Origin of the sequence: Halomonas halophila (assembly GCF_030406665.1) — a bacterium.
In the GTDB taxonomy this organism is placed as follows: Bacteria; Pseudomonadota; Gammaproteobacteria; order Pseudomonadales; family Halomonadaceae; genus Halomonas; species Halomonas halophila.
On record NZ_CP129121.1, the window covers coordinates 2,187,864 to 2,209,315 of the forward strand.

A 21,452-nucleotide genomic window follows, 5' to 3' on the forward strand; every position below is an offset into this window, starting at 1 on the left:
CTCAGACCGGCCGCGCGGCAGCAGACGGCGCGGGGCCTCGCGGAGAGAGATCCCGCCGCATGATGGTCACGGTCTCGCCGTGGTACTCGCGATCCTCCACGTCTTCCCAGCCCAGGCGGCGATAGAGGGGCTGCTGGTCCGGCGTGTAGAGATAGAAGCGCTCGACGCCGTGCGCCTGCGCCTCGGCTTCCACGCGGCGCACCAGAGCGGAGGCGATGCCCTGCCCCCGCCACGCCGGCAGCACATAGACCGACGCCAGCCAGGGGGTCAGGTCGTGGCGGTCGTCCATGTCGTCGACGACCAGGCTGGCCATGCCCACCGGGCGCTCCCCGTCCATGGCGGCAAATACCGAGGGCACGCCTTCCGAGCCGCAGTCGGCGCGGAAGGTGGCGATGGCGGCGGCACGGCTGCGACCGGGGTGCAGGTGCCCCCACTCGTCGTGGGCCCAGCCGGCCAGGGTCGGCACATGAGGCGAATGAACGGTGATGCGAGCGAGTGACAAGCCTGAATCCATGGCGGGGGGCCTCCTTGGGGCGAGCGACGGGAAGAAACGACGAAACCGCTCAGTATCCCGATTCTGGCCCGGACTCGCCAGCGAACCGTGACGCCCGCCCGGAAAGATACGGCCCGGCGGCATCGCGATGCCGCCGGGCCTTGAAAGAGCTGCGAAGCGCCTTACGCCAGCACGGCGGGCTCGTCGTGGCGAGGTCGGAACGACAACCGCTCGGCGCCGGCGGCGTCGGCCACCCGGAAGCGCCCCACCAGCTCCGTCATCTCCTCGGCCTGATCGTCAAGCGACTTGCTGGCCGCAGCCGACTGTTCGACGAGGGCGGCGTTGCGCTGGGTGACCTCCTCGAGCTGGGAAATCGCCTGGTTGACCTGCTCGATGCCGGACGACTGCTCCTGAGACGCGCTGGCGATCTCCGACACGAACTGCGCGATCTGGCGCACGCCCTGGGCGATGACGCCGACCCGCTCGGTGGCGTCGCCCACCAGCTGCTCGCCGCGGTCGATGTTGGCCACGTTGGTATCGACCAGCCCTCGGATCTGGGTCGCCTGTTCGGCGCAGCGCTGGGCCAGCTTGCGCACCTCGTCGGCGACCACGGCGAAGCCGCGCCCGTGCTCGCCGGCCCGCGCCGCCTCCACCGAGGCGTTGAGCGCCAGCAGGTTGGTCTGGAAGGCGATTTGATCGATGGCCTCGACCATGGCGGTGACCTGCCGGTTGGAGTCCTTGATCTCGCCCATCGCGTCGCGGGTACGCCCAGCCACGTCACCCGCTTCCTGCGCCTCGCCTTCGAGCCGCTGGGTCAGGTCCCGCGCCTGGGCCGCCGAGTCCGCCGTCTGCCTCACGGTGGCGGTGATCTGCTCCATGCTCGAGGCGGTTTCGACGATCGACGCCGACTGCTCCTCGGTGCGCTGGGCGAGATCCTGATTGCCCTGGGCGATCTCGCCGCTGGCGGTACTGACGCCTTCGGCGCCGCGCTTGATGTTGACCACCATGCGCTCGATGTCGTCGGTGGAGGCGTTATAGGCCCGGTTGAGCTGCGCCAGCTCGTCGCTGCCCAGCACGTCCAGCCGCTGGGTCAGGTCGCCCTGGCTGCCGGCGATGGTGCTCAGGGTACGCTTGAGGGGCACCACGATGCTGCGCGTGACGAGAAGCGCCAGCCCGATGGCGATGCCCAGCCCCAGGGCTGCGCCGACCGCATAGCCGAAGAAGGCCCGGCGAGCCTCGCCCCCGAGCCCGTCCGCGAGCGTCACCAGATCGTCTGCACCGAGGCGCACGACCTCGTTGAGCAGGCCGATGCGTTCGGTCTGCCTGTCGAACCAGACCGTCGGCGACAGCCCGAAGCCGCCGTCGACGCCGCGCTGAACGGCGGCCTCGCGCATCGCCATCACCTCGGCCACCACGGGGCGTTCGTTGCGTGCGTCCAGCGCGGCGACCAGTTCGGGCGGCGCCAGGGCCCGAAAGGTCTCATCGAAGGCGCTCTCCTCGCCAAGCAAGTTCAGATAACGGCGATACAGCGCCGGCGTGAAGGCATCGGCGGCGAAGGCGTTGGACAGCAGCGCGCGCTCGATGCCGGCCCGCTCCTTGACCTCCTGCAACGCATAGAAGGCGCCCAGGCGCTGCACCAGCTCACCGTTGTCGGTGGTATTGGCGAGTGCCGCGACGCCGCCCAGCAGCTGGTCGTTGATCCCGGTGTAGTAGCCGAGGGCCGCGGCGGTGTCGACGCTCATGTCGGTGATCGACCGACGCTGGCGATCGAGCCGGCCCAACGCATCCCGCGCCTCACCGAAACGCCGGCCGATACGCTCGCCGAGGGTATCAGCATCGACCGAGGCGAAAGCCGCGCGAAAGGCCTCGAGGCGCTCATCGGTGGCCCGGCGCTGTTCGTGAAGGGCATCGCCGAAGCTCGCGCCTTCGCTGCCCAGATAGCCGGCGCTCATGCCGCGCTCGCGCTGCAGCTGATGCACCAGCGCCCCGGCGCGGCTGGCCAGCTCGGCGAGCGTCTCGAGGCGCGACATGTCGCTCATGGTGCGCTGACGCTCCAGCCCGCCCATCAGTGCGAACGTGGTCAGCACGACCAACGGCACGATGAGCGTCAGGGCGAACTTTCGACCCAGCGATAGACGATGCAACCATTTCATTCGTGATCCCTTCTTCTGTCATGACCCAGTCTCGCTCCCGGCCAGGCCACCGCCCACAGCGCCTGGCCTGCCACTTTCGTCTATCGACTCGACGGCCCTCGCCTTTATCGATTTATTCCCCGCTCCCATGACCGACATCAAAAAAGCCGCCGAGCGTACTCGGCGGCTTTCCCGTCATCGGGTGGTCGCTACTATTCGCGAATGAACACCGCGTTGCCTGCGATCGGCACGCTCAGGATGCCGTTGGCCCCCGGCCGTCAGCGGCCCGCTCCAGGTCGGCGATGACGAGCTTTTCCATCTGCATCATCGCCTCCATGGCCCGCCGGGCCCGTTCGGGGTCGGGATCGTGCAGCAGCTCGTGCATTCTGCGGGGCACCACCTGCCAGCGAAGCCCCCAGCGATCCTGAAGCCAGCCGCACTGGATCGCCAGGCCACCCTCGCTCAGGGCCTCCCAGTAGTAGTCCACCTCGGCCTGGTCGGCGCAGTCGACATGCAGCGACACCGCCTCGTTGAACGGTACGTCGGGCCCGCCGTTCAGCCCCAGGTAGCGCGAGCCGTCGAGGGTGAATGCCACCAGCAGCGCCGCGCCCGCCGGCACGCTCGGCGTATCGGCCGGCGCCTCGAGCACCCGCTCGATGCGGGAATCCGGAAACACCGAGACGTAGAAGCGCGCCGCCTCGATCGCCTGTCCGTCGAACCACAGGCAAGGAGTGATACGGCTCATGGGGCTACTCCTCGATCACCATCGCGAACCCGCCATGAATCAGCCGCTTGCCGTCGAAGGGCATGGGATTGACCTCAGGCGACAGGCGCGGGTCCTCCATGATCCGCGCCATGGCCTGGTCGCGCACCTCCCGCGACGGCCAGACCAGCCAGGAAAAGACCACGCTCTCGTCGGGCTGGCACTGTACCGCCATGGGGAAGGACGTCACCTCGCCTTCCGGTACGTCATCGCCCCAGCACTCCACCACCTTGAGTGCCCCATGCTCCTTGAACACCGCCGCCGCCTTGCGCGCATGCTCGATGAAAGCCTGCCGGTTGGCGGTGGGCACGGCGGCCACGATGCCATGCACGTAGCTCATGGTGTCTCTCCTGTCTCGTCTTTCGGGGGCAAGTCGCGCACCGGGCGCACCTCGATGGTGCCCAGGCGCGCCGGAGGAATGCGCCCGGCCAGGCACAGCGCTTCGTTGAGGTCACGGGCCTCGAGCAGATAGAAGCCGGCCAGCTGCTCCTTGGTCTCGGCGAAGGGGCCGTCGGAGACCAGGACCTCGCCGTCGCGCACTCTCACGCTGGTGGCGCTGCCTGTCGGCTGCAGCGCCTGGCCGGTCACGAAGTGGCCCTGCTCGCTCAGTCGCTCGACACCCTCGATGCATTCCTGGTTGAGGTCGTGCCACTCGCGCTCGGACATGGCCTCGATCAACCGCTCCTGGTAGTACACCAGCGCCACGTATTTCATGATCCTCTCCTCCCGTCAGGGGCATTGATCGCTCGGGGTGGCGACCATCCACTGCACGCCGAAACGGTCGCTGACCATGCCGAAGCCCCTGGCCCAGAAGGTGGCCTCGAACGGCATCAGCACCTGACCGCCCTCTGCCAGGCGCTGGAACACCTGAGCCGCCTGGTCGACGTCGTCGTAGTCGATAAACAGCTGGGCGCCCTGGGGCGGCCGGTCGCCATCGCCCTGCATATCAGCCCCCATCAGGCGATGACCGCGGACATTGAGCGAGGCATGGGCGATACGGTCGTGCCACTCGGGCGGCACGTCCTTGGCCGCTGGCGTCTCGCCGTAGGTCAGGGCCGCTTCCAGATGACCGCCGGTGACCTCGGCGTAGAAGGCCATGGCCTCGCGGCAGCTGCCCGGAAAGCTCAGGTGGACCTGGAGCCCCCGAGGCATGCGCGCCTGGGCAGCATGCCGCTGCAGCCCTGCTCCCGGCGCGAAGTCCTCGAAGGTGAAGTAGCGGCGCAGTTCCAGCGTGACGTCGCTGTCCTCCCGCGGCCAGTCCCTGGCCCACTCGACGGCCTCTTCCAGGGAATCCACCTCAAGCACGGTATAGCCTGCCAGCAGGTCGTCGGTGGCAGAAAAGGGGCCTTCGGTGACTCGCGGCTCGCCGTCGCGAAACGCGATGCGACAGCCCTCCCTACTGGGTCGCAGGCCGTCTCCGGTGACGAAGACGCCGGCCCGGATCATGCGCTCGTTGTAGTCTCCCATGGCCTGCAGCAGTTCCTGGCTGGGCAGCACGCCTTCCTCGGTGGCGGCATCGGCCTTGCGCATCAGCATGTATCGCATGACATCGCTCTTCTGGGGGATGGTAGTCATGAGTCGTGCGGCGCCGCCGAGAATCGACAGACCGGCGAAATTTTTTTCCGTCGCGTCACCCGCCGGCGCCGACGAGCGCCTCCAGTCGACGCGCCAGCAAGCGCCGCTCGGGCTCCTGCACGGCAAGCGCCAGGGCTTGCCGATAGGCCTGCCGGGCCGCCTCGAGATGGCCGGCGCGCCGATGCAAGTCCGCGCGGGCAGCGTGGAAAAGATGGTAGTGATCGAGACGATGACGCTGGGACAGGCGATCGAGCAGGACCAGTCCGACGTCGGGGGAATCGCGCATGGCCACGGCCACCGCCCGATTCAGCTCGATCACCGGCGAAGGCTGAATCCGCAGCAGGGCCTCGTAGAGACGCACGATTCGCCCCCAGTCGGTGGTCTCGACGCGAGGCGCTTCGGCATGCACGGCGGCGATGGAGGCCTGCAGGGTATAGGCACCGACAGGCGACAGCGCCAGGGCGCGCTCCAGCCAGGCATGCCCGATCTCGATCTCCCCAACATCCCAGCGGCGGCGATCCTGCGCCTCCAGCGGCACCAGCTCACCGTGGTCATCCTGGCGCGCCTCGCGTCGGGCATGATGGAGGTGCATCAGCGCCAGCAGCGCGAACACCTCGCCTCGGGGCAGCAAGCCGGCCAGGGACTCGCCGAGCCGGATCGCCTCATCGGCCAGCCGCACGTCGACGACTCGCTCACCGCGGCTGGACGAATAGCCCTCGTTGAAGATCAGGTAGATCACACCCAGCACGCCGGGAAGCCGCACCGGCAGATCGGCGGCCTCGGGCACGTCAAAGGGAATGCCGGCGGTGCGCAGCCGGCGCTTGGCGCGGACGATGCGCTGGGCCAGCGCGGCCGGCCGCTGCAGCAGCGCGCTGGCGACCTGCTCGGTGGTCAGCCCGGCCATCTCGCGCAGGGTCAGCGCCAGGCGATCCGGCATGGACAGGACGGGGTGGCAGCAGATGAACAGCAGCCGCAGCAGATCGTCCTGGATATCGCGGTTCCCCTCGACCTCACCTTGGTCGAGCACCAGCAAGTGAGCATGCTGGCGAGCCGTCTGCCGGCGCCGGATCTGGTCGATGCCGCGCCGTTGACCGACCCGAATCAGCCAGGCCACCGGCGCGTCGGGCATGCCCTCCTCCGGCCAGCGGGACACCGCCGCGGTGAAGGCGTCGTGCAGCGCCTCCTCGGCGGCATCGAAATCGCCGAGGTGACGAATCAGCGTCGCCAGCACGCGCGGGGCGTGCTGGCGATAGAGTGAGGCGATGGAGACATGGTCCGGCATGGCTGGTCGGCTCCGGGCGCCGCGGAGTAGTGACGCGCTCGACGTCAGCCACCAGCATAGCCGCCATCATGCCGAGAGGCGCGGGCAGCCCCGCCCTCAGCCAAGAATGAACACCACGCAGCCGGCGGTCAGCGCGCCCATGGTGCCGTTGAACGCTCGCCAGGCGCGCGGTCCCTTGAGCCAGCGGCCGATGGCCATGCCGAAGCCGGCCCACAGCGAGATGCAGGGGAAGGCGATCAGTTCGGAGACCCCGGCCAGCAGCAGTGCGTTGATCACGGTATTGCCGCCCTCGGGCAGGAAGCTCGCCATCAGCGTCAGGCCCATTACCCAGGCCTTGGGATTGGCGAACTGGAAGGCGGCCGCCTGCCAGAAGCTCAGCGGGCGGCCCTCGGTGTCGCCGAAGCTGGGCGGCGGCGCGGTGGCAATGCCCCAGGCCAGGTACAGCAGGTAGAGGCTGCCAACCACGCGTAGCGCCGTCTGCACCATCGGGAAGCGCTCGAAGACCAGTCCCAGGCCCAGCGCCACCGCCGTGAACAGTACGAAGCAGCCGCCCATGATGCCCAGCAGGTGCGGCAGGGTGCGCCGGTAGCCGTAGTTGGCCCCGGAGGCGGTCAGCATCATGTTGTTGGGCCCCGGCGTGATCGTCATGGAAATCATGAACAGGGCGGCGGGCCCCAGGGCGGCCAGAGTGTCCATCGAAATTGTACCCCTACATTTTTGAGTTAATTGGTTCCTTTCTGCCGGCTTTTCTGAGCATAATGGGCACAATTACACCGTCAAAGGTTTTATTGTCACCATGACAATCTGGGCACCCGCGCTGCCCGACGGCGGCCCGCGCTATCGCCGCATCGCCGAGGCCATGGCCGCGGCGATCGGCAACGGCGAGCTCGCCCCGGGCGAGAAGCTTCCGCCCCAGCGTCAGCTGGCCGATCGCCTCGGCGTGACCGTCGGCACCATCACCCGCGCCTATGCCGAGGCCCAACGCCAGGGCTGGGTGGAATCCCGGGTCGGCAGCGGCACCTACGTGCGCCGCGCCGCCGAGGAGGATCACCTGCCCTTCTTCCGCGCCGGCCAGCCGGCGGGCGACGGCGTGATCGACATCAGCATGAGTCTGCCGCCTCCGCACCCGCTGCGCGCCCGCGGCCTGCAGCGCGCCCTCGAGGGCATTACCGCGTCCCCCGAGGCCCTGCAGGCCGCCACCGAATATCAGCCCGAGGCCGGCAGCCAGGCCCAGCGGGCGCGCATCGCCGCCTGGCAGGGCCGTCTCGGCCTGCCCGACGACCCGGAGCGCCTGCTGATCACCCAGGGCGGCCAGCACGGCATCCACCTGCTGGTGCATCACCTCGCCCAGCCCGGCGACCTGGTGGCCGCCGACGCCCTCACCTACCCGGGCTTCGTGTGTGCCGCCCAGCAGGCTCACCTGCGCCCGATGGCGGTGCCGATGGACGCCGACGGCATGGACATGGACGCCCTGGCCCGGCTGTGCGCCCGCCAGCCGCCGCGCCTGATCTACACCACGCCGGATCTCAACAATCCGACCGGCGCGCGGCTCGGCGAGGCCCGACGCGAGCGCCTGGTCGCCCTGGCCCGGGAGCACGACATCTGGATCATCGAGGACGCCGTGCAGTACCTCCCCGAAGAGCAGCGCGGCACGCCGCTGATCGCCCTGGCGCCGGAGCGCACGCTGCACGTCTTCAGCACCTCCAAGGTGATGGCCGGCGGCCTGCGCATCGGCAGCCTCACGGTGCCCGAACGGCTGCAGGAGCGGCTGTGCTCGGCGCTGCGCTCCCAGAGCTGGATGGTACCGCCGCTGATGGTGGAGGCGGCCTGCCGCTGGATGGAGGATCCTGACAGTCGCGAGCTGCTGCGCTGGCAGGTCGAGGAACTTGCCGCGCGCCGCACGCTGGCCCTTGAACGCCTGGCCGACTACGGGCCGCAGAGCCGCGAGGGCTCGTCGCTGATCTGGCTGCCGCTGCCGGCGGGCCGCCGCAGCAGCGAGGTGCAGGCGTTGCTCGCCCGCCGCGGGGTCAAGGTGTCCACCCCCGAGCCGTTCTGCATGGGCAGCGAGCCAGCGCCTCAGGCCATCCGCCTGTGCCTGGGGCCGGCCGAGACCCGCGAGACGCTCGAACACGCGCTGACCATCGTCGACGAGCTGTTGAGCGAGCCACCCACCTCGCCCTGGCAGACGCTCTAGATGCTTCACGAAAACGGTCTGCGCTCGCCCATACGGCGTTAAAAATCGGCTCAAAGCCCTCATTTACACCGCGTAAACTCCGTCTTTTCACCGTTTTTTGCCTTGCGACCCACAGGGAGGTGGGAAGTGCGTTGGCCCGCCGGGAGCGGGCCTAGCCCTGGCCATCGCTCGCCGACTTTTCGCACCAAACCTGGCCGAACGCGGCCGTTGGCCGGAACGCACCATCCGGGTGAGCAGCCGCGGCAACGAGCACTCATTGGGTGCATCGGCATCATGATAGACCACAGGATGCCGCCCACCGGTGCCTTGAATTTCCTGTGAGCACGAAAAACGCGCCTTTCTGGAACACGTCTTGCATCTCTCCAGCGCATTCCGTTCCCTTCATGCATCAAGAGAGATCATCCCGTGGATATCACCAGTGCTGTCGAGTCGCTGACCCAGAGCGCCAACACGTTATTCCTGCTGATAGGCGCCATCATGGTGCTGGCCATGCACGCCGGCTTCGCCTTTCTCGAGGTCGGCACGGTGCGTCACAAGAACCAGGTCAACGCCCTGGTCAAGATCATGACCGACTTCGGCGTGTCGGCCCTGGTCTACTTCTTCGTGGGCTACCAGATCGCCTATGGCACCCACTTCTTCCAGGGTGCCGAGGCACTGACCGCCGGCAACGGCTACGATCTGGTCAAGTTCTTCTTCCTGATGACCTTCGCCGCGGCGATTCCGGCCATCGTCTCCGGCGGCATCGCCGAACGCGCCCGCTTCTAACCGATGCTGTTCGCCGCCGCGGCGATCGTCGGCGTGGTCTACCCCTTCTTCGAGGGCATCGTCTGGAACGGCAACTTCGGGCTGCAGGCCTGGCTGGCCGCGACCTTCGGCGCCGGCTTCCATGACTTCGCGGGCTCCGTCGTGGTGCATGCCTTCGGCGGCTGGGTGGCGCTGGTGGCGCTGCTGCTGCTGGGCGCCCGTCGCGGCCGCTATCGCGGCGGCAAGGTGGTGGCCTTCGCCCCCTCCAATATTCCCTTCCTGTCGCTGGGCGCCTGGATCCTGACCATCGGCTGGTTCGGCTTCAACGTGATGTCGGCCCAGACACTGGACGGCATCAGCGGCCTGGTGGCGGTCAACAGTCTGATGGTCATGGTCGGCGGCATCCTGGTGGCCATGGTGCTGGGCAGGAAGGACCCGGGCTTCATTCACAACGGTCCGCTGGCCGGCCTGGTAGCGGTATGCGCCGGTTCCGACCTGATGCACCCGATCGGTGCACTGATCACCGGCGGCGTCTCCGGCGCGCTGTTCGTGGTGCTCTTCGAGTGGGCGCAGAACCGCGTCGAGCGGCTCGACGACGTGCTGGGCGTGTGGCCGCTGCACGGGGTGTGCGGCGTGTGGGGCGGCATCGCCGCCGGTATCTTCGGACAATCGTGGCTGGGCGGCCTGGGCGGCGTCAGCCTGATGGCTCAGCTGATCGGCTCACTGGCCGGCGTGGCCGTCGCCGTGATCGGCGCCCTGGTGGTCTATGGCGCGATCGCCAAGGTGGCCGGCCTGCGCCTGAGCGAGGAAGAGGAATTCGACGGTGCCGACCTCAGCATTCACCGCATCGGCGCCACCTCGATGGACTGAGCCGGGCCCGACGCCTGTCCGATCACGACGCGGGGCCCATCGGGCCCCGCGTTCTTTTCAAGCCGTTCGGCCCGTCCTATTCCTCCAGCGTCTCCCCGGAACCGCCGAGCTCGGCCGGCACGTCCTTCATCTTGGGCAGCCCGTCGGGGATGCGCAGCACCGATTCCTGGTAGTGCACGTGCAGCTGAGGCGTGAAGTCCAGATCGGGCAGCAGCGCCGCATAGACGTCGACCAGCCCCATGCCGGGATGCTCGGTCAGCACGTGCCCGCCGCAGTGGCGGCACCAGCGGCGTCGGCTGGCGCGGGTCTTCTCGAAGCTCTCCAGGGCGTCTTCCCCCCGAGTGATGCGCACCGCCTCCGGCTTCCATAGCGTGAAGGCGTTGACCGGGCCCGCCGACCAGTGCCGGCAGGACTCGCAGTGGCAATAGCCCATGGCCTCCGGCTTGCCCTCGACCTCGACCTGGACGACGCCGCAGAAGCAGCCGCCCGTGTGATGTTCGCTCATTGCATGGCCCTCCGATGACGTCTCGCCTGGCTTCTTCAGTGTAGTGCCCCGTCGGCCGGCCCCTCCCCCAATGCCATGCCCAAACGCGCGGCGAGTGGACCATCCACGCCCCAGCGCCTACACCTTCAACATGACCCGAGCGGATACAGGGAAAGTCGAGGGCCGCGGCGCGCGGGGCGTGCTGCGCTTTCTGGGGCTGGTGGCGCTGGGCGGCGTGACCGGCGGCCTGGCGGCGCTGCTCGCCGTGGGCTTCGTCGGCGCCGTGGTATGGCTCAATGACCTGCTGCTGGTGTCGCCACGCGGGCGCATGATGTTCGCCCACCCCGAGTGGCTGGCCGTGGCCACGGTGCTGGTGCCGACGCTGGGCGGGCTGATCGTCGGCCAGCTGCATCGCGCCATTCCCGAGGGCCGCCCCCATACGCCCGCCGACGCCATCGCCGCCGTGCAGACCCGCCGCGGCCGCCTGCCGCCACGCGCCGGGGCACTGTCCGCGCTGTCGGGGTTGGTGTCGCTGGGCGCCGGCGCGTCGGTGGGCCAGTACGGGCCGCTGGTCCACATGGGCGCCAGCCTCGGCTCGGCGGGCGCCCGCCTGCTGCGGCTGGGCCGCTCCGAGGACAACATCACCATCGCCTGCGGCGTGGCCGCGGCCATCGCCACCGCCTTCAACGCCCCGCTCGCCGGCATCGTCTTCGCCCACGAGGTGGTACTGCGCCACTACGCCCTGCGCGCCTTCGCCCCGGTGGCGGCCGCCGCGCTGGTCGGCCATGTGATCGCCGCCGAGGTGCTGGACCGCGGCGCGCTCTTCCACGTCGAGCAGCTCGCCATCCCCCGCCCCTGGGAGTTCGGCGTGTTTCTCGTCATCGGCGGACTCGGTGCGCTGGTAGCCGGGGCTTACATGCACGCCATCCTCGGCGTCGGCCGGCTGGCCCGGCGCCTGCCGCTGGCCGCCCCGCTGCGCCCGGCGCTGGCCGGCGCCGGGCTCGGCGTGACCGCGCTGTGGGTGCCCGATATCCTCGGCATGGGCCAGGAGACGCTGCGCTTCGCCACCATCGCCGGCGCCTTCGGGAGCGTGGAGCTCGCGGTGGTGATGGGGCTCAAGCTGGCCGCCACGGCGCTGTGCCTGGGGATGGGCTTCGGCGGCGGCGTGTTCAGCCCGGCGCTGGTAATCGGCACCCTGTTCGGGGCGCTGTGCGGCACCCTGATAGGCCTGGCCGGAGCCGCCCAGGACACCTTCGTCTTCTATGCCATCTGCGGCATGGTGGCGGTCACCGCCCCGGTGATTGGCGCGCCGCTGACCAGCCTGCTGATCGTCTTCGAGCTCACCGGCAGCTACGCGCTGACCACCGCGGCGCTGGCCAGCGTGACCCTGGCCAGCCCCATCGCCGCCCAGCTGTTCGGCCGCTCGCTGTTCGACATCCAGCTGACGGCCCGGGGGCTGGACCTGTCCTCCGGCCGCGGCCGGGCGGTGCTGGAGGACGCCCGACTGGGCGACCTGCTCAGCCAGGAGGGCGTGACGCTGCGTCCCGAGACCACGGTCACGGCGGCCATTCACGCCCTGGGTCAGGCGGGCCACGGCGAGGCCTATCGGGTCGACGCCGACGGCCGCTACCGCGGCAGCCTGACGCTGGCCGACCTGGAGGTGATGCGCGAGCAGGACCGGAGCGACGCCCCCATCGCCGACTGCCCGGCCACGCCGCGTCCGGTGCTGGGGCCCGAGGCCTCGATCTGGGCCGCCATGCGTCAGCTGCAGGAGATGACCGGCGAGGCCATCGCCGTGGTCGACGAGGACGACGTCTTCCACGGCGTGGTCTATGAGTCGAGCATCGCCCGGGCCTTCCTGCGCTACAGCGACGAGCTACGAAAGGAGGAGCACGGTGCGGGCTAGACGAATACTGGCCGTGATGGCGCTGCTGTCCGGCCTCGCCGCAGGCGGCATGGCGCCGGGTCAGACAGGCCAGACGAGCCCTGCGACCGGCACCGGGCCGCTGACGGTGCTGAGCTGGGGCGGCGCCTACGAGCGCGCCCAGCGACGCGCGCTGTTCGCCCCCTTCACCGAGGCCACCGGCATCCCGGTCGCGGTGGAACGCTACGACGGCGGGCTGGCGGCGCTGCGCCGCGCGGTGGCCGAGCAGAACGTGCCCTGGGACGTCATCGACATGACCCGCAGCGAGGCCATGGCGGCCTGCGAGGCGGGGCTGCTCGAACCCCTGCCGGCCGATCTCGCCGCCCCGGCGCCGGACGGCACGCCCGTCGAGCGCGACTTCATCGACGGCGCCTTCGGCGACTGCAGCCTGACCCACTCGGTGTTCGCCACCGTGGTCGCCTACCGCACCGACGCCTTCCCCGGCCGGCGCCCCACCGAGATCGCCGACCTGTTCGACCAGCATCGTTTCCCCGGCCCTCGGGCGCTGCAGCGCACGCCCTCGGTCAATCTCGAATGGGCCCTGCTGTCCTACGGCGTGCCCCGCGAGGAGCTGTACCGGCTGCTCAGCACCCGCCGCGGCCTGTCGCTGGCCTTCGCCCGGCTGGCGGGGCTCGAGGAACGGCGCTGGTGGGAGACCGGCAGCACGCCGGTCGAGCTGCTGCTCGACGGCGAAGTGGCCATGGCCTCGGGCTACAACGGGCGCTTCTTCGATGCCATGGCCCATCGCGACGCGCCGATCGCCATCCTCTGGGACGGCCAGGTCCAGGAGCACGAGGTGTGGGCGATCCCGCGCCACGCCCCGCACCCCGAGGCGGCACGGCGCTTCATCCGCTTCGCCACCGCCAGCGAGCGCCAGGCGGCACTGACGCGCTACATTCCCTACGGCCCGTCACGCCACAGCGCCATGCAGGGGGTCACCACCCATGCCGACAGCGGCATCGACATGCGTTTGCACCTGCCCACCCATCCGCTCAACGCCGGCGGCGCGGTGATCAAGGACGAGGCCTGGTACGCCAGAAGCCGGACGCGCATCGGCGAGCTCTTCCGCGCGGCGCTGACGGCCGAGCCGCCGACGGACGACTAGCGCACTCCGCGGGCACGAACGCCGCATCGGTCACGAAGGCTGCAGCGCCGCCCTGGAAGGAAGATGGCGTCGTGCACCTCCGCGCTCTAGACTGGCCGGGTCGGTGTTCCTCAGGGAACCTAAGAGGGAATCCGCCGCGATACCCGCGCGAAACGGAACTGCCCCCGCAACTGTAGGCGGTTAGCGAGGCTCGATGACGCCACTGAACGCAGCGTTCGGGAAGGTGAGCTAGCGATGACCCGTCAGTCAGGAGACCTGCCGACCCCTATCGACTAACCGAGCGGGTCGGCTTGGGCGGTACCCGCACCAGGGGGATGGTCCGCCTGGTGGACGCCCCGGTCGTCCGCTCATCATGCACGGGAATGTACATGATGTTGAGAATGACCACGGCAATCGCCGCGAGCCTTTGCCTGGGGCAGACGGCCCTGGCCGCCACCGACTATCCCCTCACGCTATCGAGCTGCGGCCACGAAATCACCGTCGAACGGCCGCCCGAACGGGTCGTCAGCGTCGGCCAGGCCACCACCGAGATCCTCTACCTGCTGGGCCTTTCCGAGAAGGTCGTTGGCACGGCACTATGGGTCAACCCCGTACTCGACCGCTTCACCGAGGTCGATGCCGACGTGACGCGGCTGTCGAACAATGCGCCGAGCTATGAAAGCGTGGTCGGCCAGCACCCGGACCTGGTGGTGACGGCCTACCAGTGGATGATCGGCCCCCAGGGCGCCGTCGGCACCCCCGAGATGTTCGATGACATCGCCATTCCCAGCTGGGTCATGCCGACCGACTGTGTCGGCAAGCACAATCGGAACAGCCTCGACGGCACCCGCACGACCCCGTTCGACCCCGAGCTGCTCTATGACGGCATCGCGACGCTGGCCAGGATCTTCGACGTCTCGGCGCGCGGCGACGAGGTGATCGCCGATCTTCGCGCACGCGAGGAGGCCGCCAAGGAGCGGGCTCGGGCAATGGCGCTGCCGAAGGATATCCGCGGCGTGTTCTGGTACTCCTCCGCCGACCTGGCCATCGCCCCCTACGTCGCCGGGGCCAACGGCGTGCCGGGCTGGATGATGGCCACGCTCGGCATCACCAACGTCATCGCCTCCGAGGAGGAATGGCCCACCGTCGGCTGGGAGACCATCGCCCGCGGCCATCCCTCCTTCATCGCCGCGGCGCGGATGGATAGACGTCGCCTTCCAGCCGACGATATCACCGTCAAGCGTGAGTTCCTCGACACGGACCCGGTCACCCGTGAAATGCCGGCCGTGCGCAACGACCGCATCGTCGAGATCGATGCCCATGCCATGGATCCCTCGATCCGGGCGATCTTCGCCCTGGAGCGACTGACCGACCGACTGGCCGACTTCGAGCTCTCGCCGTGAACCGCCGCCCGCACCACCGATCCACTACGATATCGAGCAATACCATGCTGAAACGCCTGATCCTGCTGCTGAGCCTGCTGCCCTTCTCCGCGATGGCCGAGACGCACACCGTGAAGATGCTGAACCGCAACGCCACCGGGCCGATGCCCTTCGAGCCCGGCTACCTGCACGTGCAACCCGGCGACACTGTGACGTTCGTCGACGCCGCCCCGGGGCACAACGCGGCGACCATCGACGGCATGGTGCCCGAAGGCGGCCAGACCTTCATCGGCAATATCGACGAAGCCATCGAGGTCACACTGGAGGCCGAAGGCATCTGGGGGATCAAGTGCTCGCCGCACTACACCATGGGCATGGTCATGTTGATCCAGGTCGGCGACCGGCCGGCGACCGAGGCGGATCTGCCCGAGGCACTCCCGGCCACCGCGCGACAGCGCTTCCTCGACATCCTCTCACAACGCGTTACGGACATCTGACCGCCAGGTGCCGGGCCTTCCCCGCGACGGCGTATGCGCGCTGTCGCGGCTTTACCCTCCTCTCTTCCCCTTCCCTCTATTTTCCTCTCCTCCCTCCCCGTCATGCCCAGGATCGACGGGGCAAACCTCTGGCCGCGCTAAAGCCCGGCGGGCCGAGGCCGATAATGCCTGGTCATAACACGTCCAATAACCGCCCCTCTTCCTATCAATGATTATCGCAGGATAAGAAAGCTCCATGACGAGTCTGACCACAAGCGCTCGCCTCGACGCGAGCCAGGCCCCCGCCGTATCGCAGGGCGCCCGCACCTCCCAGGCACACCGGCCATGGCCCCTCAAGCGCAAGCTATGGCTGACGCTGGGACTGATGTGGCTGGTGATGATCGGCATCGTGATCAGCATGGCCTGGCAGAGCCGGACCACGATGTTCGAGGAACGCCAGCATTCCCTTTCCAACACCATCGGCATGGTGGATACCCTGCTCGAAGGCTACGCGACACGGGTCGAGACCGGCGAGCTGAGCGAGGATGAGGCGAAGACACGGGCCTACGCAGCGCTGGATGCGATCCGCTTCGGCGACGCCCGGGACAACTACGTCTTCGTCTTCGACGCGGATTCGCGCCTGATCTATCACCCTCGCCGTGATCCGGGTACGAACATGTCGTCCTACGAGGACCCCAACGGGGTCGGGGTGTACCGCGAGCTGGCGGCTCTCGCCCGCGACGGCGGCGGCTACCTGCCCTACGCCTCACGCGACGCCAGCAGCGATGCGCTGTTTCCCAAGCTGAGCTACGTCGAGCGCTTCGCGCCCTGGGGCTGGAACATCGCCGCCGGCGTCTATACCCACGACATCCAGGCGGCCTTCCTCGGCAAGCTGGGCCAGTATGCCCTGGTGCTGCTGATTGCCGGCGGCTTCCTGACCGCCGCCTTCCTGGTGGTCATCCGCAGCGTGTATCGCACCCTGGGCGGCGAGCCGAGCGAGGCCGAGCGCGTCGTGGAGCGCATCGCCGAGGGCGACCTGACGCACGCCACTCCCCTGCGCGATGACGACCGCCACAGTCTGATGTATGCCATCGAGCGCATGCGACTCGAGCTCGCCGCCACGATCACCCGCATCCGCCAGGCCGGGGAAGCCATCGACCAGGGCGCCAGCGAGATCGCCAGCGGCAACAACGACCTGTCATCGCGCACCGAGCAGCAGGCCGCCTCGCTGGCGGAAACCGCCTCCAGCATGGAGGAGCTGACCGCCACCGTGCGCCAGAACGCCGACAACGCCACCCAGGCCAATACCCTCTCGGACGAGACCACCAGCTCGGTGGAAAAGGGTCAGGACGTGATCGGCCGCGTGGTCACCACCATGGGCGAGATCCGCGACAGCTCGCGCAAGGTGGCCGACATCATCTCGATGATCGACGACATCGCCTTCCAGACCAACCTGCTGGCCCTCAACGCCTCCGTGGAGGCCGCCCGTGCCGGCGAACAGGGCCGCGGTTTCGCGGTGGTGGCCAGCGAGGTGCGCAATCTCGCCAGCCGCAGCGCCGAGGCGGCCAGCGAGATCAAGACGCTGATCGAAGGCTCGGTGGGCCACGTCAACGACGGCGCCGAACTGGTCGACCAGGCCGACCGCGCGATGGGCGAGATCCGCACCAGCGCACAGCGCGTCAACGACCTGATGGCCGAGATCTCCGCCGCCTCTCAGGAACAGTCGGCGGGCATCGAGCAGGTCAACCAGGCGGTGACCCAGATGGATCAGGTCACTCAGCAGAACGCCGCCCTGGTGCAGCAGGCGGCAGGGGCCGCCGGCTCCCTCGAGGGGCAGGCCAACGGGCTCTACCAGGCCGTGGTCGGCTTCCGCGTTCCCGAGAACGCCTGACGGCCACGCCGGTCACCGCCGCCAGCCTCACGGCGGTGACCGGCGCTCTCCCCGGGTATCATGGCGGAGGCGTCTCGCCTATGCTGACCGCCCTTTCGCCATCCAAGGGGAGACCGCCATGATCTGGGACCAGCACGAGATCCGCCTTGCCCCTCGCGCCCGAGGCTTTCACCTGATCACCGACGAGATCGCCCGTCAGCTGCCGGCACTGGCCGAGCTCGACGTCGGTCTGCTGCATCTGCAGCTGCTGCACACCTCGGCCTCGCTGACCCTCAACGAGAACGCCGATCCGGACGTGCGCCACGACCTGGACGCCTTCCTGCGCGACCTGGTACCGGGCGATCTGCCCTATTTCAGGCACACCATCGAGGGGCCGGACGACATGCCCGCCCACGTCGCCGCCAGCCTGCTCGGCACCCAGCTGACCCTGGCGGTACGCGACGGTCGACTGGCGCTGGGGGCCTGGCAGGGGCTCTATCTCGGCGAACACCGCGACCACGGTGGAAGCCGGCGCATCATCGCCACCCTCAACGGCCGCACCCGTTAGCCGCCCTCCGTGGGATGATCCAGACGCGACGGACTATGCTTGAAGTCAGGAAGACACGCCTGCCAGGCAGGGAGGCGCGGCAATCGATGGTTCGGCCCGCGAGGCCGAAGGAGAGCCCGTCATGGCCATGCCGATGACGATCAGGGAGTACCTCCGCGCCTGCGACATCGACTACGAGGAGGTCACTCACCCACACGCGGTTTCCACCAGCCGCATCGCCGAGATGTCCCACGTCGGCGGCCACCAGATGGCCAAGGCCGTCATGCTGCACGGCGACCAGGGATATCGCGTCGCCGTGGTGCCCAGCACCCGGGATGCGGACCTGCAGAAACTCTCACAGCTGTTCCATGAGCACTTCGAACTGGCTTCCGAGGAGGAGGTCCAGCGCGAGTTCGACGACTGTGACCCCGGCGCGACCATCGCCGTGGGCCAGGCCTATGGCCTGAAGGTCTATCTCGATGACCAGCTTCGCCACCAGCCCGATATCTACTTCGATGCCGGCGACCACGAGACGCTGGTGCACATGAGCGGCAACGAGTTCGAGCGCCTGATGACCGGCAGCCGGCACGGCGCCTTCAGTCGACCCCACTGAGTCGCCGTCACGCGACACGACAATCGGCCACGCCCCAAGAGGCGTGGCCGATTCATGTGGGCTCGAAACGGTGCTCGCTCAGGCGCTGCGCACGTACTTGATGAAGGGTGTCAGTGCCCCGACCCGGTCGTAGAGACGGCGCGCCGGCTCGTTGAACTCCTGGGTCATCCAGTAGATGTCCGTGACGCCGTCCTCACCGGCCTGGCCATGGACGCGCTCGATCAGCCGGCGCCCCAGCCCCTTGCCGCGATAGCGGGGATCGACGAACAGGTCCTGCAGGTAGCAGACCGGCCCCAGCTTCCAGCAGTGCGCGTGATAGAGGTAGTGGACGAGCCCCGCGAGGGCCGGCGTCTCCTGCCCGTCGGCCTCTCGCACGTCCACCACGAAACACCCGGGCTCGCTCTCGCCGACGGCCAGCAGCCGCTCGAAGGTGTGATCGTAGACGGCCTCGGGAAGCTCGGTGTCATAGAAGGCCAGGTAGTCCTGCCACAGGCGTGCCCATTCCGGCTTGTCGCTCATCTGGAGCGGGCGGATCAGGCAGGGGGAATCGGACATGAGCACTTCCTTGTCGGTCTTGTCTGTCTTGTCTGTCTTGTCGGGCGCGATGTTCTTCATGGCGGGTCGATGTCGTTATCGTTGTACACGCCCGAGGCGCGACGGCTCAGCGCGTCTCGAGCAGCAGATTGCGTGGCGTCAGTTCGCGTTCGCAGAAGGTACCGAGGCGCACCCGATAGCCGGCCTCGACCAGTCGCCAGGCTCGGTCCAGTACCAACCAGACCTCGAGCGGCCGACGAAACAGATGGCGCACCAGTTCGAGACGCTCCACCTCGGCCTGGCGCCGCCAGCCGGCGGTCTCGAAGGGGACCCAGTCTACCTCCTCGGGCAGTGTGACACCCTTGTTTTCGGCCGCCCAGCGGCAGAAGCCGGCGAAGTCGCCGGGAAGCCTGCCATAGGCGCAACTGGGCACGGGGAGGTATTCATCGCGGCCACGCACCTCACGCTGCAGGCGGTCGAAGCCCAACCGCCAGGCGTTGGCACGCCGACGATGACGCCGCACGCCCTGCGGTGCCGTGACCGTCTCCTGCACCGCCATGGCCAGGTCCTCACGCGATAGCGTCAGGCCGTGCTCGGCCATCAGTGCCCTGCCCCGGTTCGACAGCGCACGGTAGTCGACGGCCTCGGTGCGGTGATAGCAGCAGGGCGCCAGCGTCACCGCCGCGCCGCGCTCGGCGGCCAGCTCGAGCAGCCGGGCGTGCAGGTCGCCGCAGGCGTGCAGCGCCGCCACGCGCCGGCCCGGCGCCAGCCAGTCGCCGGCGCCTTCGGCCAGCACGTCCTGGCGGTAAAGTGTCACCGGCTGACCCTGGCGCTCGGCCAGGACCTGCCCCGCTTCGCACAGCGACGCCTGCCACTCCAGGCCGGTGACCGGACGGCCATCGCGCCGGGCCAGGGTCCGCGACAGGTGGCCCTTGCCGGCGCACCATTCCAGCAGCGCCTCGTCATCGTCCGATGCCACGCAGCCGGCGAAGGCCTGGATCTGACGCCACTTGCGCGCGCCGATGCCCTCGCCCCAGCTCGCCGGCAGCGCCTCTTCGCCAGAAACCAGATCCGGCAGGTCGACCGCCTCGGCCAGCACATCGACGGGTAACCATGCCGCCAGCGGCGAGGCGTCGAAGGGCCTGGCCTGGAGGCGCTCGGCCTCGTCGTCGGACAGTGCCAGCAGCGCCTCGGCGAGCCCCGGAGCACGCTCGCCCCAGGGCACGCCACGGTGCTGGAAGGGCAGCGGCCGCCATAGCGCCTGCCATTCGGCCAGACGCTCGGTCAGCGCGTGGAAGCGTGCCTCGAGGGCCGGCTCAGATGGCATTGCGCAGGCCGAGCTCGTAGGGATGCGGCTGCAGGTAGGACTGAGCGCGGATGTAGTCGGAACCGTGGCGCTGGATATAGTGATTGAGCAGCCGCATGGGCACTGCCAGCGGCACCTGCTGGAGGCGATATTCCTCCACCGCGGCCAGCAGATCCTGGCGGGTGTCGCCGTCCAGCGCGCGCTTGAGATAGCCCATCACGTGCATCAGCGCATTGGTATGGGACTTGCGCGTGGCCGGCCGCGACAGCGCCTCCATGAAGCGTCGCAGATAGTGAACCGCGGCCTCTTCCACCGGCACGTCATGGGCCTCGCCCAGATAGCGCCCCAGCTCACGATAGGTCTCGACCCGATGGGCCATCAGCAGAAACTTCTGGCGGCTGTGAAACTGGATCAGGGCATGACGGCTGGGCTCGGGCTCTACGTTGCGCTTCCAATCGTCCAGGGCATAGACCCGGGTGATGAAGTTCTCGCGCAGCACCGGATCGTTGAGCCGCGCCTCTTCCTCCAGCGGCAGCTCCGGATAGTCGCGACGCATGGCACGCACGAAGGCGCCGGAGTCGGCGTGGCTGGGCATGCCATTGGGGTGATAGACCTTGACCCGCTCGAGCCCGCAGGTCGGCGAGCCCTTCATCAGCACGAAGCCGCGCAGGTGACGATGCGCCTCGATGAAGGACTCGCTGACCTCTTCAAGGCGCTCGGTGACGTCAAGCGAGGCATCGACGGTGCCCTTGACCCGCGGCGTCTCGCCGACCTTGCCGACCAGGCGAATCGGTTCCCGGGGCACGCCCAGGCCGGCGGCCAGCTCCGGGCAGAAAGGCTCGAACGCGAAGCGCTCCGCGAGCACCTGCAGGCAGTAGCGGGACCGCTTGTGGCCACCGTTGTAGCGCACTTCCTGGCCGGTCAGGCAGGCGCTGATACCGACCGGAATGCCCTCTTGCGGATGCGACGTCATGACGAGCCTCCTTGGCCCTGGCGGGGATGCAAAGGTGAATGCGCACAGGATAACGCCGCGCTCCTCGCCTCGCGAGTGCGGCCGGGATGCCCTGAATCTCACGCCGTTAAGCCTTCCTTAAGCCTGGCGCGCCAGGCTGTCGCCCACCCGTGGGGCCGCCCCGTTGCGCGACGCGTCGCATTAGCCGAAAGTCGACACCATTAGCA

The 21,452-nt window shown here is 68.8% G+C and carries 20 protein-coding genes, 1 pseudogene and 1 riboswitch; of the genes and pseudogenes, 9 read left to right on the forward strand and 12 right to left on the reverse strand.

All coding sequences use genetic code 11. From position 1 onward, the window contains the following. Position 1: 1 nt before the first annotated feature. From QWG60_RS10135 to QWG60_RS10170, 8 genes are all read right to left on the reverse strand, one after another. The gene (locus tag QWG60_RS10135; RefSeq protein ID WP_046079591.1) at positions 2–514 is read right to left on the reverse strand and encodes a GNAT family N-acetyltransferase; all 513 of its coding nucleotides are present in this window, start codon (positions 512–514) and stop codon (positions 2–4) included. A 161-nt stretch (positions 515–675) separates the two neighbouring features. Continuing rightward, positions 676–2,646 carry a methyl-accepting chemotaxis protein gene (locus QWG60_RS10140; protein WP_186810095.1) on the reverse strand — a complete coding sequence of 657 codons (1,971 nt, stop codon included), beginning with the start codon at positions 2,644–2,646 and terminating at the stop codon, positions 676–678. A 232-nt stretch (positions 2,647–2,878) separates the two neighbouring features. Continuing rightward, positions 2,879–3,370, reverse strand: coding sequence for a VOC family protein (locus QWG60_RS10145; RefSeq protein WP_146910150.1), 492 nt, complete (start codon positions 3,368–3,370; stop codon positions 2,879–2,881). A 4-nt stretch (positions 3,371–3,374) separates the two neighbouring features. Further along, positions 3,375–3,728: a DUF1428 domain-containing protein gene (locus QWG60_RS10150; RefSeq protein WP_146910148.1), complete on the reverse strand. Its 354-nt coding sequence runs from the start codon at positions 3,726–3,728 to the stop codon at positions 3,375–3,377. Then, positions 3,725–4,102 (reverse strand): YciI family protein, encoded by a 378-nt coding sequence (locus QWG60_RS10155; RefSeq protein WP_146910146.1) that lies wholly within the window; start codon positions 4,100–4,102, stop codon positions 3,725–3,727. Before QWG60_RS10155 ends, QWG60_RS10150 begins: the two co-directional genes overlap by 4 nt. Positions 4,103–4,117: 15 nt before the next feature. Further along, entirely contained in the window at positions 4,118–4,933 is an 816-nt protein-coding gene (locus QWG60_RS10160; RefSeq protein WP_046079596.1) for a YciI family protein, read from the reverse strand. An 85-nt stretch (positions 4,934–5,018) separates the two neighbouring features. After that, on the reverse strand, positions 5,019–6,245 hold the full coding sequence (locus tag QWG60_RS10165; RefSeq protein WP_146910144.1) for an RNA polymerase sigma factor: 1,227 nt from the start codon (positions 6,243–6,245) through the stop codon (positions 5,019–5,021). A gap of 96 nt (positions 6,246–6,341) precedes the next feature. After that, positions 6,342–6,941, reverse strand: a complete 600-nt coding sequence (locus QWG60_RS10170; protein WP_173834974.1) for a LysE family translocator — start codon at positions 6,939–6,941, stop codon at positions 6,342–6,344. A 100-nt stretch (positions 6,942–7,041) separates the two neighbouring features. Between QWG60_RS10170 and QWG60_RS10175 the strand changes: the two genes are divergently transcribed. Both QWG60_RS10175 and QWG60_RS10180 read left to right on the forward strand, forming a co-directional pair. Beyond that, the gene (locus tag QWG60_RS10175) at positions 7,042–8,439 is read left to right on the forward strand and encodes an aminotransferase-like domain-containing protein (RefSeq protein ID WP_107182330.1); all 1,398 of its coding nucleotides are present in this window, start codon (positions 7,042–7,044) and stop codon (positions 8,437–8,439) included. 405 nt (positions 8,440–8,844) lie between these two features. Then, positions 8,845–10,053, forward strand: a pseudogene (locus tag QWG60_RS10180) (ammonium transporter). 76 nt (positions 10,054–10,129) lie between these two features. Here the strand turns inward: QWG60_RS10180 and QWG60_RS10185 are convergent. Further along, a complete protein-coding gene (locus tag QWG60_RS10185) occupies positions 10,130–10,558 on the reverse strand; it encodes a GFA family protein (protein ID WP_046079600.1) in 429 nt (142 codons plus the stop codon). Between the two features lie 94 nt (positions 10,559–10,652). Here QWG60_RS10185 and QWG60_RS10190 point away from each other — a divergent pair, with 94 nt between their 5' ends. The 7 genes from QWG60_RS10190 (at position 10,653) to QWG60_RS10220 (ending at position 18,433) form a co-directional block, all read left to right on the forward strand. Further along, positions 10,653–12,443, forward strand: a complete 1,791-nt coding sequence (locus QWG60_RS10190; RefSeq protein WP_290130900.1) for a chloride channel protein — start codon at positions 10,653–10,655, stop codon at positions 12,441–12,443. Next, the gene (locus tag QWG60_RS10195; protein WP_246124643.1) at positions 12,433–13,566 is read left to right on the forward strand and encodes an ABC transporter substrate-binding protein; all 1,134 of its coding nucleotides are present in this window, start codon (positions 12,433–12,435) and stop codon (positions 13,564–13,566) included. The genes QWG60_RS10190 and QWG60_RS10195 overlap by 11 nt, the downstream gene beginning before the upstream one ends. Before the next feature lie 84 nt (positions 13,567–13,650). Continuing rightward, a riboswitch (cobalamin riboswitch) is annotated at positions 13,651–13,843 on the forward strand. Between the two features lie 103 nt (positions 13,844–13,946). Continuing rightward, a complete protein-coding gene (locus QWG60_RS10200; RefSeq protein WP_246124642.1) occupies positions 13,947–14,948 on the forward strand; it encodes an ABC transporter substrate-binding protein in 1,002 nt (333 codons plus the stop codon). Between the two features lie 44 nt (positions 14,949–14,992). Beyond that, complete coding sequence (locus tag QWG60_RS10205) at positions 14,993–15,424, forward strand: pseudoazurin (protein ID WP_146908094.1); 432 nt, start codon at positions 14,993–14,995, stop codon at positions 15,422–15,424. Positions 15,425–15,659: 235 nt separating this feature from the next. Continuing rightward, positions 15,660–17,294 (forward strand): methyl-accepting chemotaxis protein, encoded by a 1,635-nt coding sequence (locus tag QWG60_RS10210; protein ID WP_146908092.1) that lies wholly within the window; start codon positions 15,660–15,662, stop codon positions 17,292–17,294. A gap of 121 nt (positions 17,295–17,415) precedes the next feature. Next, complete coding sequence (locus tag QWG60_RS10215; protein WP_379826010.1) at positions 17,416–17,841, forward strand: secondary thiamine-phosphate synthase enzyme YjbQ; 426 nt, start codon at positions 17,416–17,418, stop codon at positions 17,839–17,841. Positions 17,842–17,962: 121 nt separating this feature from the next. Beyond that, on the forward strand, positions 17,963–18,433 hold the full coding sequence (locus QWG60_RS10220) for an aminoacyl-tRNA deacylase (protein ID WP_107182337.1): 471 nt from the start codon (positions 17,963–17,965) through the stop codon (positions 18,431–18,433). 78 nt (positions 18,434–18,511) lie between these two features. On the opposite strand, the gene QWG60_RS10225 is transcribed toward QWG60_RS10220, so the two are convergent. The 3 genes from QWG60_RS10225 to QWG60_RS10235 form a co-directional block, all read right to left on the reverse strand. After that, on the reverse strand, positions 18,512–18,988 hold the full coding sequence (locus QWG60_RS10225) for a GNAT family N-acetyltransferase (RefSeq protein ID WP_035599963.1): 477 nt from the start codon (positions 18,986–18,988) through the stop codon (positions 18,512–18,514). 106 nt (positions 18,989–19,094) lie between these two features. Next, positions 19,095–20,294, reverse strand: a complete 1,200-nt coding sequence (locus QWG60_RS10230) for a methyltransferase (protein ID WP_146908085.1) — start codon at positions 20,292–20,294, stop codon at positions 19,095–19,097. Next, positions 20,284–21,246 (reverse strand): YbgA family protein, encoded by a 963-nt coding sequence (locus tag QWG60_RS10235; RefSeq protein WP_146908083.1) that lies wholly within the window; start codon positions 21,244–21,246, stop codon positions 20,284–20,286. Before QWG60_RS10235 ends, QWG60_RS10230 begins: the two co-directional genes overlap by 11 nt. Positions 21,247–21,452: the final 206 nt, after the last annotated feature.

Bases quoted from the DNA above. Each gene is read 5' to 3' on its own strand.
- QWG60_RS10135 (WP_046079591.1), bottom strand. From the start codon at position 514: ATGGATTCAGGCTTGTCACTCGCTCGCATCACCGTTCATTCGCCTCAT.
- QWG60_RS10140 (WP_186810095.1), bottom strand. From the start codon at position 2,646: ATGAAATGGTTGCATCGTCTATCGCTGGGTCGAAAGTTCGCCCTGACG.
- QWG60_RS10145 (WP_146910150.1), bottom strand. From the start codon at position 3,370: ATGAGCCGTATCACTCCTTGCCTGTGGTTCGACGGACAGGCGATCGAG.
- QWG60_RS10150 (WP_146910148.1), bottom strand. From the start codon at position 3,728: ATGAGCTACGTGCATGGCATCGTGGCCGCCGTGCCCACCGCCAACCGG.
- QWG60_RS10155 (WP_146910146.1), bottom strand. From the start codon at position 4,102: ATGAAATACGTGGCGCTGGTGTACTACCAGGAGCGGTTGATCGAGGCC.
- QWG60_RS10160 (WP_046079596.1), bottom strand. From the start codon at position 4,933: ATGCGATACATGCTGATGCGCAAGGCCGATGCCGCCACCGAGGAAGGC.
- QWG60_RS10165 (WP_146910144.1), bottom strand. From the start codon at position 6,245: ATGCCGGACCATGTCTCCATCGCCTCACTCTATCGCCAGCACGCCCCG.
- QWG60_RS10170 (WP_173834974.1), bottom strand. From the start codon at position 6,941: ATGGACACTCTGGCCGCCCTGGGGCCCGCCGCCCTGTTCATGATTTCC.
- QWG60_RS10175 (WP_107182330.1), top strand. From the start codon at position 7,042: ATGACAATCTGGGCACCCGCGCTGCCCGACGGCGGCCCGCGCTATCGC.
- QWG60_RS10185 (WP_046079600.1), bottom strand. From the start codon at position 10,558: ATGAGCGAACATCACACGGGCGGCTGCTTCTGCGGCGTCGTCCAGGTC.
- QWG60_RS10200 (WP_246124642.1), top strand. From the start codon at position 13,947: ATGACCACGGCAATCGCCGCGAGCCTTTGCCTGGGGCAGACGGCCCTG.
- QWG60_RS10205 (WP_146908094.1), top strand. From the start codon at position 14,993: ATGCTGAAACGCCTGATCCTGCTGCTGAGCCTGCTGCCCTTCTCCGCG.
- QWG60_RS10210 (WP_146908092.1), top strand. From the start codon at position 15,660: ATGACGAGTCTGACCACAAGCGCTCGCCTCGACGCGAGCCAGGCCCCC.
- QWG60_RS10220 (WP_107182337.1), top strand. From the start codon at position 17,963: ATGGCCATGCCGATGACGATCAGGGAGTACCTCCGCGCCTGCGACATC.
- QWG60_RS10225 (WP_035599963.1), bottom strand. From the start codon at position 18,988: ATGTCCGATTCCCCCTGCCTGATCCGCCCGCTCCAGATGAGCGACAAG.
- QWG60_RS10230 (WP_146908085.1), bottom strand. From the start codon at position 20,294: ATGCCATCTGAGCCGGCCCTCGAGGCACGCTTCCACGCGCTGACCGAG.
- QWG60_RS10235 (WP_146908083.1), bottom strand. From the start codon at position 21,246: ATGACGTCGCATCCGCAAGAGGGCATTCCGGTCGGTATCAGCGCCTGC.